12 protein-coding genes are annotated in these 13,620 nt (G+C 73.1%); 9 read left to right on the top strand and 3 right to left on the bottom strand.

The features are described from left to right. The first annotated feature begins 193 nt into the window (after positions 1-193). Positions 194-1,531, top strand: coding sequence for a TerD family protein (locus tag ABZ953_RS16125; protein WP_361723137.1), 1,338 nt, complete (start codon positions 194-196; stop codon positions 1,529-1,531). Positions 1,532-1,535: 4 nt separating this feature from the next. Here ABZ953_RS16125 and ABZ953_RS16120 read toward each other — a convergent pair whose 3' ends face one another. Then, positions 1,536-2,726, bottom strand: coding sequence for a glycosyltransferase (locus tag ABZ953_RS16120; protein WP_361723134.1), 1,191 nt, complete (start codon positions 2,724-2,726; stop codon positions 1,536-1,538). A 58-nt stretch (positions 2,727-2,784) separates the two neighbouring features. Here ABZ953_RS16120 and ABZ953_RS16115 point away from each other — a divergent pair, with 58 nt between their 5' ends. Beyond that, a complete protein-coding gene (locus ABZ953_RS16115; protein ID WP_361723131.1) occupies positions 2,785-3,573 on the top strand; it encodes an aspartate/glutamate racemase family protein in 789 nt (262 codons plus the stop codon). 76 nt (positions 3,574-3,649) lie between these two features. After that, on the top strand, positions 3,650-4,210 hold the full coding sequence (locus ABZ953_RS16110) for a hypothetical protein (protein ID WP_361723128.1): 561 nt from the start codon (positions 3,650-3,652) through the stop codon (positions 4,208-4,210). 42 nt (positions 4,211-4,252) lie between these two features. Here the strand turns inward: ABZ953_RS16110 and ABZ953_RS16105 are convergent, their stop codons facing one another. After that, entirely contained in the window at positions 4,253-5,287 is a 1,035-nt protein-coding gene (locus tag ABZ953_RS16105) for an O-antigen ligase family protein (RefSeq protein WP_361723125.1), read from the bottom strand. Between the two features lie 277 nt (positions 5,288-5,564). Between ABZ953_RS16105 and lnt the strand changes: the two genes are divergently transcribed. The 3 genes from lnt to ABZ953_RS16090 are packed head-to-tail and all read left to right on the top strand — an operon-like array spanning position 5,565 to position 8,592. After that, a complete protein-coding gene (gene lnt / locus ABZ953_RS16100) occupies positions 5,565-7,181 on the top strand; it encodes an apolipoprotein N-acyltransferase (RefSeq protein WP_361723122.1) in 1,617 nt (538 codons plus the stop codon). 59 nt (positions 7,182-7,240) lie between these two features. Continuing rightward, positions 7,241-7,720, top strand: a complete 480-nt coding sequence (locus ABZ953_RS16095) for an NUDIX domain-containing protein (RefSeq protein ID WP_361723119.1) — start codon at positions 7,241-7,243, stop codon at positions 7,718-7,720. Further along, on the top strand, positions 7,717-8,592 hold the full coding sequence (locus tag ABZ953_RS16090; protein WP_361723116.1) for a hypothetical protein: 876 nt from the start codon (positions 7,717-7,719) through the stop codon (positions 8,590-8,592). The genes ABZ953_RS16095 and ABZ953_RS16090 overlap by 4 nt, the downstream gene beginning before the upstream one ends. A gap of 23 nt (positions 8,593-8,615) precedes the next feature. Here the strand turns inward: ABZ953_RS16090 and ABZ953_RS16085 are convergent, their stop codons facing one another. After that, complete coding sequence (locus ABZ953_RS16085; protein ID WP_361723113.1) at positions 8,616-9,134, bottom strand: AAA family ATPase; 519 nt, start codon at positions 9,132-9,134, stop codon at positions 8,616-8,618. 82 nt (positions 9,135-9,216) lie between these two features. Between ABZ953_RS16085 and ABZ953_RS16080 the strand changes: the two genes are divergently transcribed. From ABZ953_RS16080 to ABZ953_RS16070, 3 genes are all read left to right on the top strand, one after another. Beyond that, positions 9,217-10,398: a methyltransferase gene (locus ABZ953_RS16080; protein ID WP_361723110.1), complete on the top strand. Its 1,182-nt coding sequence runs from the start codon at positions 9,217-9,219 to the stop codon at positions 10,396-10,398. A 195-nt stretch (positions 10,399-10,593) separates the two neighbouring features. Then, on the top strand, positions 10,594-12,954 hold the full coding sequence (locus ABZ953_RS16075) for a phosphoketolase family protein (protein WP_361723107.1): 2,361 nt from the start codon (positions 10,594-10,596) through the stop codon (positions 12,952-12,954). Then, complete coding sequence (locus tag ABZ953_RS16070; RefSeq protein ID WP_361723553.1) at positions 12,951-13,595, top strand: alpha-ketoglutarate-dependent dioxygenase AlkB; 645 nt, start codon at positions 12,951-12,953, stop codon at positions 13,593-13,595. The genes ABZ953_RS16075 and ABZ953_RS16070 overlap by 4 nt, the downstream gene beginning before the upstream one ends. Positions 13,596-13,620 lie beyond the last annotated feature (25 nt).

The following is a 13,620-nucleotide window of genomic DNA, read 5'->3' as shown; positions in this document are numbered from 1 at the left end:
GACACAGTGGGGTTGGGGTTCACCCGCGATCATCAGCCTGCTGGCCGCCGTTCCCGCCCGGCCGATCGGCGCGGCCCCCGGCCCCCGGACCCGACGGTCGGCGCCGCGAGCGGCGGTCGTGGGCCTCTGTGCGGTCCGGGTAATAGGTTGGTCATGTACGAAACGGCGACCCCGCCGAACGCGGCGACTTGTGATGGGGGCGGACATGACCATGTCTAAAGGATCGAATGTTCCCGTACCGGCACCCGCGGTACGGATCGAACTGGGGTGGGGTTCCGGGGCCGGAGTGCCGGACGCCGACGCGTCCGCGCTGCTGCTTTCCGCTGCCGGGAAGGTGCGCTCGGACGCGGACTTCGTCTTCTACAACCAGCCGGGGCACTCCTCCGGAGCGGTGCGGCATGAGGGCAAGCAGCGATCCGGCGCCGGGGTGACCGACGTCCTTGCGGTCGACTTCGCGCGCGTGGAGCCGGAGATCGAGACCGTGGTGCTCGCCGCGTCGTCCGACGGCGGCAGCTTCGGGCAGATCCCCGGCCTGTACGTCCGCGTCCTCGACGCGTCGAGCGGCGCCGAACTCGCGCGCTACGACAGCTCCGACGCGACGGTGGAGACCGCCTTCGTCCTCGGGGAGCTCTACCGGCGCCAGGGCGCATGGAAGTTCCGCGCCGTCGGGCAGGGGTACGGCAGCGGTCTCGAAGGCCTCGCGACGGACTACGGCATCACGGTGGACGAGCCGCAGCAGGCAGCGCCCGCCCCGGCAGCACAGCCACAGCCACAGGCACAGGCACCGGCCCCCGCGCCTGCTCCGGCAGCCCCGGCCCCGCCCGCACCGGCCACCGTGCCCGCCCCGCCCCCCGTCGCGCCTCCCGCCCCGCCCGCCGCCGCTCCCGCGCCCGTGCGCCTGACCAAGGTGACCTTGACGAAGGACGCGCCGTCCGTCTCCCTGACGAAGCAGGGCGGCACCTCCGGAGGCATGCGCGTCAACCTCAACTGGGAGGTGCGCAAGCAGTTCAAGGGCTGGGGCGCCAAACTCGGCAGGGCCGTCGCCATGCACGCCGACCTCGACCTCGACCTGTGCGCCCTCTACGAACTCACCGACGGCCGCAAGGGAGTCGTCCAGGCCCTCGGCAACGCCTTCGGAGCGCTGCACCAGCCGCCGTACATCCTGCTCGACGGCGACGACCGCACCGGCGCCGTGGCCACCGGCGAGAACCTCACCATCAACCTGGACCACATCAAGGACTTCCGGCGCATCGTCATCTTCGTGACCATCTACGAAGGCGCGCGCAGCTTCGCCGACCTCAACGCCACGGTCACCCTCCAGCCGCAGCACGGCGCCCCGGTCGACTTCTCGCTCGACGAGTGCACGGTCCCCTCGACCGTGTGCGCACTGGCCCTGCTCACCAACAACGGCGGCGACCTCGTCGTCCAGCGCGAGGCCCGCTACCTGGTGCCGGACCGCGGCGTGAGCCCGCAGCGCACCATGGACCACGCCTACGGGTGGGGCATGAACTGGACGCCCGGCAGGAAGTAGACGGTCAGGGCTGCTCGGGCGCGGGCTCCGCGGCGGCGGTGTCGGGGCGGGCGTACGTACGCCCCTTCCACGCCGCACCACGCCCCCTGTAGTGCTGCACCGCCGAGTCCACGGTCATCAGGAGGTACAGGAACGCGGTACCGGGCAGCAGCGGGGCGAGCCAGAAGGGCTGACGGTAGTAGCGCAGCATCGGCAGGTAGGTCGCGGTCATCACCAGCCAGGCCAGGCCACCGGCCACCGCGGTCACCGCGCTCCCCGCGGCGAGCCCCGCCAACAGCGTCACGGGCGGGGCGAGATACACCAGGGCGAGGCCGCCGACCGTGCCGGTGAGCAGCAGGGGATTGTGCCGCAGCTGTGCGTACGCGCTGCGCGACACCATCCGCCACAGGTCGCCGAGGCGCGGATACGGGCGCACGCTGTCGACGCGCTCGGCGAGGCCCAGCCAGATGTGGCCCCCGCTGCGCTTGACCGCCCGCGCGAGCGCCACGTCGTCGATCACCGCCTGCCGGATGGCGTCCGGGATCCGGGCGCGCTCGGCCGCGTCCCTGCGGAGCAGCACGCAGCCGCCCGCCGCCGCGGCCGTCCGCGCGCCCTTCCTGCCGATCCGGCGGAAGGGGTAGAGCTGCGCGAAGAAGTAGACGAACGCCGGGACCACCAGGCGTTCCCACCCGCTCTCCACCCGCAGCCGGGCCATGAGGGAGACGAGGTCGAAGCCCCCGGTGTCCGCCGCGGCCACCAACTGCCGCAGGCTGTCCGGCTCGTGGGCGATGTCCGCGTCGGTGAGCAGCAGGTATTCGGGCTCACGCGCGCGTGCCAGGCCGATTCCATGACGTACCGCCCAGAGCTTGCCCGTCCACCCCGCGGGCGGCTCACCGGGGGAGCCCACGGTCAGGGGCAGGCCGCCGTGGCGCTCGGCCAGCGCGCGGGCCAGCTCGCCCGTGCCGTCCGAACTGCCGTCATCCACGAGGAAGATTTCGGCCCGCCCCGGATAGTCCTGCGCGAGCAGCGAGGGCAGGCTCAGCGGGAGTACGGCCGCCTCGTCCCTGGCGGGGACCACGACGCAGACCGACGGCCAGCGGGCGGGGTCCCTGCGCGGTGGCAGACGGACGTCCGTACGCCAGAAGAAGCCCTGCCCCGACAACAGCCACAGCCACGCGGCAAGCGATCCGGTGGCGATCCACGCAACGGCGCTCATCCGCCGAAGTCTGCCCCACGGGACGGGGTCTGTGGGGCCCATCGACTATGGTGACCGGGTGAAGATCGCGCTCATGGACTCCGGTATCGGACTGCTCGCCGCCGCGGCCGCGGTACGCCGCCTGCGGCCCGACGCCGACCTCGTGCTCTCCTCGGACCCGGACGGAATGCCGTGGGGGCCGCGCACCCCGGAGGACCTCACGGAGCGCGCCGTCGCCGTCGCCGAAGCCGCCGCCGCGCACCGCCCCGACGCGCTGATCGTGGCCTGCAACACCGCTTCCGTGCACGCGCTGCCCACGCTGCGGGCCCGCCTGGAGCCCGGGATCCCGGTCATCGGGACCGTGCCGGCGATCAAGCCCGCGGCCGCCGCCGGCGGTCCCGTGGCCATCTGGGCCACGCCCGCCACCACCGGCAGCCCCTACCAGCGGGGTCTCATCGACGAGTTCGCGAACGGCGTCACCGTCACCGAGGTGCCTTGCCCCGGACTCGCCGACGCCGTGCAGTACGCGGACGAGCAGGCCATCGACGAGACCATCGCCGCCGCGGCGGCCCTCACCCCGCGTGATGTAAGTACCGTCGTCCTGGGCTGCACCCATTACGAGCTCGTCGCCGAGCGTATCCGCGCCGCCGTCCAGCAGTCCGGCCTGCCGCCCTTGGTCCTGCACGGTTCGGCCGGCGCGGTGGCGGCCCAGGCGCTGCGCAGGACCGGAGGGCTCTCCGGCACGAACGCCAAAGCCGAACCGCCCGGCCTCACCGTCCTGCTCAGCGGCCGCGAGGAGCAGTTGCCGCCCGCGGCGCTCGCGTACGCGGAGGGGCGCATGCTCGCGGCGGTCAGCCCGGCGCTCTGAGCCGCGACGCCCCCGGCCCAGCGGTCACGCTGCGTGATCCAGTGGCTTCATGGGGGAATCTGAGTAGTCTCGAAGCATGACGGACCAAGCCCCAGAAGAGCGGGCCGCTTCCGACAGCCTGCCCGAAGTCTGGACCGGACGTGCGACCAACCGTGCGCAGTGGCTCCTCGCGTGCGCAGGGGCCGCCTGCGTGGCACTCGGCATCGAGCTCGCGGTGGACTCCATGTGGACCTCTGGCATCGCGCCGCTGGTCATGTCCGTCGTGGGATGCATCACCGTCGGACTCCTGATGCTCTTCGGGACGCTCGCGTTCGTCCACGTGGCCGTGAAGGTCGACAAGGACTGGTTCGAGGTGCGCTGCGGCCATCTGGGACTGCCGCGCCGCCTCATCCCGCTCTCCCACGTCGTCGGCGCCGACTTCGCGCCCGCCGTCACGCCCCGGCAGTGGGGCGGCTGGGGTTACCGCTGGCGGCCCGAGAAGGGCACCGCCGTCGTGGTACGGCGCGGCGAGGGCCTGGTGCTCAGCCTGGGCGACGGCCACAAGTTCACGGTGACGGTGGACAATGCCGAGTCGGCGGTGCGCGCCATCCGTGACCGACTCGGCCTCAAGGACAGCCTCAAGGACAACGGCGCCTGACCGCCCCGCCCCGCCCCCCGGACCTTCTCCGCACCGCCGCGTTCAGCGAGGACGCGGAAGTGAGCTGTTCCTCGGTTCGTCGTTGAGCGGCCGGGCCGTGGCGATCCCCGCGAGCAGCCCCGCACCCGTCGTCACGGTCGTCACGCTCAGCGCGTTGCCCACCGCGGCCACGGCTGTCAGCGCCGTCAGGGCCGCACCCGCCGACAGCACGACCTGGGTGGGTCCGGGCGAACGCCACAGCGCGTACAGCAGCCAGCAGAAGACCGCCGCGAGCAGCGCCGCCCCGACGAGCCCCTGCTCCGACGCCTGCTGCAAGGGCGCCGAGTGCGGCTTGCCGTCCGCCGCGAGGTCCTCGGCGACCACCGGGCTGACCTCGCCGAACCGTCCGGGCCCCACGCCCATGACCGGGTCCCGCTCGGCGAGGCCAAGGGCGTCCTGCCACAGCAGCACACGGTGCTGTCCGAGCCCGCCCTCCAGGGGAGCCGTCAGACCGTCCGGCAGCGCGTCGTCGGCCACCGCCAAGGAGACGCCGGTGACCAGCACCGCCGCGGCCGCGAGTCCCACGATGCCGAGGGTCCTGTTGCGCACCCGGGCCACCGCGAGCGAGCAGAGCAGCACCGCGACGGCGCCCGCGCACCCGACCGGCGAGCCGAGCACCGCCGCGGCGACCGCGATCCCCGCCGCAAGGAGCCGCAGCGCGAGACGGCCCGACGCCGTGCCGGCCGCCCACGCCGCACAGCAGGCCGCACCGGCAGAAAGGATCAGCAGGGCGGCCGTGGCACCGGCGTGGCCGAGCGGAGAGGAGGGGGTGAGCGCGAGATGCGGCGCGGTCACGGCGAGCCCGAGCCCCGCGAGCGCCCCGGCGCAGGGTGCGGCGACCGGAAGCAGCGCTCCGCAGATCCGCCCGCCCGCATAACCGGCGGCCACGGCGAGGACCGCGAGGAGCACCCCCTCGGGGCTGCCCCCGTGCACGCCCGCCGTGATCAGCGCCCAGGCGGCACACGCGCCGAGCAGCGCCCCGCCCGTGGCGTCGGACGCACTCCGTCGTTCCGGCGCCGCTGCCGGACCTGCCGACACAGCTGTCCCCGTAGATCCCACCCCGTCGCCCCCCGGTGTATGGCGGGCCCCCACCGGCAGGACCGCTCCACGATGGCGTGCACCGGCCGGTGTCAGGGACCCGGCCACACGTTAACGGCTGACGCCCCACTTTGGAGCCAGTTGTGCAGGAACGATGCGGCGGACGCTCCCGCAACCATGCTCCCCTGACCCGGCCCCCTGGCCCCCGGCCTCGCGGCCCCGCTGTACCGGCCGACCGAGCTGTCGGCCCCCAGGTGACGCGCCGTACACTCCCCGGGTGACCGCCACCACCACTCCCGTAGACGAGCCGGACCAGCTCGGCCCGCAGACCCCGCAGGTCGCACGCGGCGTGCGCGTTCTGCGACGGCTCGTGCCCGCCGCAGTGGCGGCCCTCTCCGGAGTGCTGCTCTACGTGAGCTTCCCGCCCCGCACCCTGTGGTGGCTGGCGCTCCCGGCCTTCGGGCTCCTCGCCTGGTGTCTGCACGGCCGCACCTGGAAGGCGGGTCTCGGCCTCGGCTACCTCTTCGGGCTCGGTTTCCTGCTGCCGCTCCTCGTGTGGACCGGCGTCGAGGTCGGCCCGGGACCGTGGCTGGCGCTCGCCGCCGTCGAGGCGCTCTTCGTCGCCCTGGTGGGCGCGGGCATCGCGGCCGTCTCGCGGCTGCCCGGCTATCCGCTCTGGGCGGCGGCCCTGTGGATCGCGGGTGAGGCGACGCGCGCGCGGGTGCCCTTCAACGGCTTCCCCTGGGGAAAGATCGCCTTCGGTCAGGCGGACGGCGTCTTGCTGCCGCTCGCCGCGCTCGGCGGCACTCCCGTGCTCGGGTTCGCGGTCGTCCTGTGCGGCTTCGGGCTCTACGAGATCGTCCGGCAGGTCCGCGCGGCACGCGGCGTCGGGGCGGTACGCCGAGGTGCTGCCGCCGCGGCGGTGCTCAGCATCCTGGTTCCCGTGGCCGGTGCCTTCGCCGCGCGTCCGCTCGTCAGCGACAAGGCGGAGGACGGCACCGCGACCATCGCCGCGGTCCAGGGCAACGTCCCGCGCGCGGGACTCGACTTCAACGCGCAGCGCCGCGCCGTCCTCGACCACCACGTGCGCGAGACCGAACGCCTCGCCGCCGAGGTGAAGGCGGGCAAGGCCGAGCGCCCCAACCTGGTCCTGTGGCCGGAGAACTCCTCCGACGTCGACCCGTTCACCGACCCCGAGGCGCGCCGCGCGATCGAGCGCGCGGTCGCGGCGATCGGGGTGCCGGTCTCCATCGGCGGCGTCGTCGAGAACGAGGACGGCAAGCTCTACAACGAGCAGATCCTCTGGGACCCGAAGAAGGGCCCCACGGACACGTACGACAAGAGGCAGATCCAGCCCTTCGGCGAGTACATCCCGCTGCGCTCCCTCATCAGCTCGTTCAGCAGTGACGTCGACAAGGTGCGCCAGGACTTCAGCCGCGGCAACAAGCCCGGCGTCTTCACCATGGCCGGTACCCGGGTGGGCATCGCGACGTGTTACGAGGCCGCCTTCGACTGGGCCGTCCGCGACACCGTCACCCACGGCGCGCAGATCATCTCGGTGCCCAGCAACAACGCCACGTTCGACCGCAGCGAGATGACCTACCAGCAGCTCGCCATGTCCCGGATCCGCGCGGTCGAGCACAGCCGCGCCGTCGCGGTGCCGGTGACCAGCGGCGTCAGCGCCGTCATCATGCCCGACGGCAAGGTCAGGGCGAAGACGACCTGGTACACCGCCGACTCCCTGGTCGAGGAGGTCCCGCTGCGCTCCTCGCGGACCCCCGCCACCCGCTTCGGCACCCTGCCCGAGGGCATCCTGGTGCTGATCGCCGTGGGCGGGCTCGGCTGGGCCGTGACGTCGGCGGTACGGGGGCGGCGACCGGCGGCGGAGCGGTAGAGCGGAGCGGGGGACCGGTCTCCACCGGGGCGGCGGCGGGGCGCCGTTAGGGTCGGAGCATGGCTACTCCTGATTTCATCCGCGCGATCCGGGCCGACGCGGGCCGGCAGCTTCTCTGGCTCCCCGGTGTCACCGCCATCGTCTTCGACGACGAGGGAAGGGTGCTGCTCGGGCGGCGCTCCGACAACGGCAGGTGGTCCGTGATCGGCGGCATCCCGGAACCCGGTGAGCAGCCCGCGGAGTGCGCGGTGCGCGAGGTGTACGAGGAGACGGCCGTGCACTGCGTGCCCGAGCGCGTCGTCCTCGTGCAGGCACTGGAACCCGTCACCTATGACAACGGCGACAACTGCCAGTACATGGACATCACCCTGCGCTGCCGTGCCGTCGGCGGCGAGGCCCGGGTCAACGACGACGAGTCGCTGGAAGTGGCGTGGTTCGACGTCGACGCGCTGCCCCGGCTGCACGAGTTCTCCCTGTTCCGGATCAAGCAGGCGATGGCGGAGGCCCCCACCTGGTTCGAGCCGACCCCCGAGCGGTGAGACGGCCCTCCGCGGGTGCGAGCCGGGAACTACTGCCCGGGGGCGGGCTCGTCCTGGACGTACGCGACGGCGACGTACGCGACGGCGGGTCCGCCCTGCCGCCGCTGCGGTTCGAGGTGACGACGGACCGCGGGTGGGTTCTCCGCCAGGGGGAGCGGCCGCTGATCGAGGCGCGCTCGGAGGGCGAGGGCTGCTGCCGTGACCTGCGTCTGCGGCGCCTGCCCGGGTACCGCTCACCTCTGCCGCCCCTGTCCGCCGCGACGATGCGGGACGGCGCCGACCGGTCCCACCGGTACGCGCGGTGGCTGGAGGACACGGAGAACGGGCCGTTGTACCGCGGGCGCTGGAGCCTGCGCCCGCGCACCACGTTCGCACCGGGGATCTGGAGCAGCGACCTCGTCCGGGACTGGCCGGACGCGACGCTGGAACTGCTCTGCGGGGGCGGCTGGCACGGCGTGCTGCCGCTGCGCCCGCTCCCGGCGCCGGACGACCCGCACGTGAAGGCGTGCCGCAAGCACGTCCGGGAGGGCACCCTCGCCCCCGTACTGCTGTGGTGGGTCTCCTTCCTGGACGGCTGGCTGCTTCTCGACGGCCACGACCGGGCCGCCGCCGCGCTGGCGGAGGGTGCGCCGCCGCACTGCGTGGAGCTGGCCCGCGTACCGGACGACGCCGACTGGCGGGCGACGGCCGAGGCGATCACCGAGGGGCACGGGGAGCTGATGGCGAAACTGGCCGCGCGTCCCGCGGGGCCGCACACCGAGCGTCAGCGGCAGGCGGTGGACCGGGGTTACGCGGACGCGCTCTCGACCCTGCCGTACGACGCGGCCGACACCCCGGTCTTCGACGAGCCGGACCGCGGAGCCCGTCCCTGAACCCCGTCCCTGAACCCCCGCCTTCAGCTCTTGACGGCTTCCGCGATCCGCAGCGCGGCCTCGGCGGGGGTGAGGTGCGTCGTGTCGACGACCTCGGCCTCGGCGTGCAGCCAGGTGCGGGCCGCCTCGGCGTAGGGCTCCAGGTGCGCGATGCGGAAGGGCGAGGGCAGGGGTGAGTCGCCCGCGATGCGTCCGCGCAGGGTTTCCTCGTCGGCGTGGAGGACGAAGTGGCGTACCGGAATGGCGTGTTGGGCGAGGCCCGAGCTGATCTCGCGCCAGTACCGCTCGACCAGGACCGTCATCGGCATGACCAGGGTGCCGCCGGTGTAGTCGAGCACCTGGCGGGCCGTTTCGACGACGAGCGGCCGCCACGGCGGCCAGTGCTGGAAGTTGCCCGTCCAGGGCAGTCCCGGTCTGATGTCCATGAGTGTCTCGCCGACCTTCTCGGCGTCGAACACCCTTGAGTCGGGGAGGAGTCGCTGCACGAGTGCGCTGGTGGTGGTCTTGCCCGCGCCGTGGGTTCCGTTGAGCCATACGATCATGGGTTCGACGGTAGTGGCGCGGGGGCCGCGGGTCTGTGCCGATCGTGGCACAGAAGGCGCTCTCCGTTAGCCTGAGGGCACGATGAACCGTTTGAGCACGTCATGGGGCGCGTACGACCTCACCCGCTTCCCGGAGGACCCCCGCGATCAGCTGCGCGCCTGGTCGGCGGCCGACGCCTATCTGCTGCGGCACCTGGCGGGGGAGGAGGGGGCCGCGGCCGTCGACCTCTCCGGATCAGGACCCGGCAGCGTGGTCGTCGTCGGCGACCGGTGGGGCGCCCTGACCACCGCACTCGCCGGGCACGCCCGCGAGCCCGTGCAGATCACCGACTCCTTCCTCGCGCAGCAGGCCACCCGGGCCAACCTCGCGCGGGCGGGGCACGCGCCCGCCGCGGCGCGACTTCTGACCACCAGGGACGCGCCGCCCGCCCGCGTCGACGTGCTCCTGGTCCGCGTGCCCAAGAGTCTCGCGCTCCTGGAGGACCAGCTTCACCGGCTCGCGCCCGCCGTGCACGAGGGCACCGTCGTCGTCGGAACCGGCATGGTGACCGAGATCCACACCTCGACCCTCGACCTCTTCGAGCGGATCATCGGGCCGACCAGGACGTCCCTTGCCCGGCAGAAGGCGCGGCTCATCTTCAGCACGCCGGATCCCGCGCGCGCGGCGGGGCCCAGCCCCTGGCCGGGCAGGTACGTGCTGGCGGCCGACTCCGGTGCCGGTGCCGGTCTGACCGTGGTCAATCACGCGGGCGTCTTCTGCGCCGACCGGCTCGACATCGGCACCCGCTTCTTCCTCAAGCACCTGCCGCGGGCCAGGGGCGGGGCCCATGTCGTCGACCTCGGCTGCGGCAACGGCGTCCTCGGGACCGCCGCGTCCGTCGCGGACCCGGACGCCACGGTCACCTTCATCGACGAGTCGTTCCAGGCCGTGGCCTCCGCCGAGGCCACCTTCGGGGCCAACGCCGCCGAGGGAGCCAAGGCGCACTTCGTGGCCGGTGACGCGCTCGCGGCCGTGCCCGAGGGGACGGTGGACCTCGTCCTGAACAACCCGCCCTTCCACAGCCACCAGGCCACGACCGGCGCGACCGCCCGCCACATGTTCACCGGCGCCCGCGCCGCCCTTCGCCCCGGCGGCGAACTGTGGGTCATCGGCAACCGCCACCTCGGCTACCACGTGAAGCTCCGGAAGCTCTTCGGCAACGCGGAGGTCGTGGCGAGCGACCCGAAGTTCGTGCTGCTGCGGGCGGTGAAAGGCGGAGCCTGACCTCCGCGCCCGGTGGCGGCCGCCCCGCCGGGCTGATGTGCTGGAGGCGACGTCGGCCGTCCCGCACGGCTGACGTGCCTCCGCAGGGCGGGCCGCCTCCCGCACGACTGACCCGCCGCATCCGTGGAACCCGCGCAGCGCTCCGCCGTACCCCGAACCGGTCGTACGTCCCGAAACTTGCGAGGAGAGAAGCCCGTGGCACCCCTGGCGAAGGACCACCTGGCGGCACTCGACGCCCACTGGCGTGCCGCCAACTACCTGGCCGCCGGTCAGATCTACCTGATGAGCAACCCCCTGCTGACGGAGCCGCTGCGGCCCGAGCACATCAAGCCGCGGCTCCTCGGCCACTGGGGCACCTCGCCCGGCCTCAACTTCGTCCACACGCATCTCAACCGGGTCATCAAGGAACGCGACCTGGACACGCTGTGCATCTGGGGTCCCGGCCACGGCGGCCCGGCCGTGCTCGCCAATTCCTGGCTGGAGGGCTCGTACAGCGAGATCTACCCCGACGTCACGCGGGACGCGGAGGGCATGGCGAAGCTGTTCCGCCAGTTCTCCTTCCCCGGCGGGGTGCCGAGCCACGTGGCGCCCGAGACGCCGGGTTCGATCCACGAGGGCGGCGAGCTCGGCTACTCGCTCGCGCACGCCTACGGCGCCGCGCTCGACAACCCGGACCTCCTCGTCGCCTGCGTGATCGGGGACGGCGAGGCGGAGACCGGGCCGCTGGCGGGCTCCTGGCACGCCAACAAGTTCCTCGACCCCGTCCACGACGGCGCGGTCCTGCCGGTCCTCCACCTCAACGGCTACAAGATCGCCAATCCGACCGTCCTCGCCCGGCTGCCCGAGGCCGAACTCGACGCACTGCTCAGGGGCTACGGACACGAGCCCGTGTACGTGAGCGGCGACGACCCCCACACGGTCCACCAGGCGATGGCCGCGGCCCTGGACCAGGCACTCGACAGCATCGCCGCCATCCAGCGGGCGGCCCGCGGCGGCGGCGCGCAGAGCCGCCCGAGCTGGCCGGTCATCGTGCTGCGCACCCCCAAGGGCTGGACCGGGCCGAAGACCGTGGACGGGGAGCCCGTCGAGGGCACCTGGCGCGCGCACCAGGTCCCGCTGGCCGGTGTCCGCGACAACCCCGACCACCTGCGCCAGCTTGAGGAGTGGCTGCTCTCGTACCGCCCGCGCGAGCTCTTCGACGCCGACGGAAGCCCCGCCTCGCAGATCCGGTCCTGCGTGCCCGAGGGCGACCGCCGGCTCGGCGCCACCCCGCACGCCAACGGCGGACGGCTCACCCGCCCGCTGCCCCTGCCGCCGCTGGAGGGGTTCGCCGTCCCCGTCGACAAGCCGGGCACCACCCTGCACGAGCCGACCCGGGTCACCGGCGGCCTCCTCGAGCAGGTCATGGCCGACACCGCGGGGCGCCGCGACTTCCGGGTGGTGGGCCCGGACGAGACCGAGTCCAACCGGCTCGGCGCGCTCTACGAGGCGACGGGCAAGGCCTGGCAGGCCCGCACCCTCGACACCGACGAGCACCTCGCCCGCGACGGCCGGGTCATGGAGGTCCTCTCCGAACACCTCTGCCAGGGCTGGCTGGAGGGGTACACGCTCACCGGCCGCCACGGCCTGTTCTCCTGCTACGAGGCGTTCGTCCACATCGTCGACTCGATGGTCAACCAGCACATCAAGTGGCTGAAGACGTCGCGCGACCTGCCCTGGCGCGCGCCCGTGCCGTCCCTGAACTATGTGCTCACCTCGCACGTGTGGCGCCAGGACCACAACGGCTTCTCGCACCAGGACCCCGGCTTCGTCGACCACGTGCTCAACAAGAGCCCGCACGTCGTGCGCGTCTACCTCCCGCCGGACGCCAACACCCTGCTGTCCGTGACCGAGCACGTCCTGCAGAGCCGCGACTACGTGAACGTCGTCGTCGCCGGCAAACAGCCCTGCTTCGACTGGCTCACCCTCGACGAGGCCCGCGCGCACTGTGCGCGCGGCGCGGGCGTCTGGGAGTGGGCCGGTACCGACGACGGCACGCGGGACCCCGACGTGGTCCTGGCCTGCGCGGGTGACGTGCCCACGCAGGAGGTCGTCGCCGCGGCGGCGCTGCTGCGCGAGCATCTGCCCCATCTCGCCGTCCGCGTCGTCAACGTCGTCGACATCGCCCGCATGATGCCTCAGGGCGAACACCCGCACGGCATGGCGGACTCCGAGTACGACGCGCTCTTCACCCGCGACCAGCCGGTGATCTTCGCCTACCACGGCTATCCGTGGCTGGTACACCGTCTCGCCTACCGCCGCAACGGGCACGCCAACCTGCACGTGCGCGGCTACAAGGAAGCCGGTACGACGACCACGCCCTTCGACATGGTCGTCCGCAACGACCTGGACCGCTACCGCCTCGTCATGGACGTCATCGACCGCGTCCCCGGCCTGGCCGTGCGTGCGACGACCGTGCGCCAGAGGATGGCCGACGCCCGTACCCGCCACCACGCCTGGATCCGCGAGCACGGCACCGACCTCCCCGAGGTCGCCGACTGGACGTGGCCCTTCTGAGCCAGGAACTGTTCCCCCGCACCCGGACCGTGCTCGGCCCGGGTGCGGTGCACCTGCCGGACTGGCTGACGCCCGAGGAGCAGCTGCGGCTCGTGGCGGCGTGCCGGGAGTGGGCCAGGCCGCCCGCCGGGCTGCGGCTCGTCAGGACTCCCGGGGGCGGCACGATGACGGCCCGGCAGTTCTGCCTGGGCTGGCACTGGTACCCGTACGGGTACGCGCGCACCGTGGTCGACGGGGACGGCGCCCCGGTGAAGCCGATGCCCACCTCCCTCGCCGAGCTGGGCCGCAGCGCGGCCGAGGCGGGCGGTCACCCCGTCGAGGAGGCGTACGACATCGCCCTCGTCAACTTCTACGACGCCGACGCGCGCATGGGCATGCACCGCGACAGCGACGAGAACTCCGGCGCCCCCGTGGTGTCCCTGAGCCTCGGCGATACGGGTGTCTTCCGGTTCGGCAATACGCGGACGCGCACGAAGCCGTACACGGACATCGAGCTGCGCAGCGGGGATCTGGTGGTCTTCGGCGGGGCGTCGCGCCTCGCCCACCACGGGGTGCCGCGGGTGCTCCCCGGCACCGCGCCGCCAGAGCTCGGCCTGACCGGACGCCTGAACATCACGCTGCGCGTGAGCGGTCTCGCCTAGGGCCTCAAGTCGGGGCTCAGGGCGG

Origin of the sequence: Streptomyces sp. NPDC046465 (assembly GCF_040646035.1) — a bacterium.
Classification (GTDB): domain Bacteria; phylum Actinomycetota; class Actinomycetes; order Streptomycetales; family Streptomycetaceae; genus Streptomyces.
The sequence above is the reverse complement of the archived record's forward strand: the minus strand, read 5'-3'. Positions and strand labels throughout refer to the sequence as shown.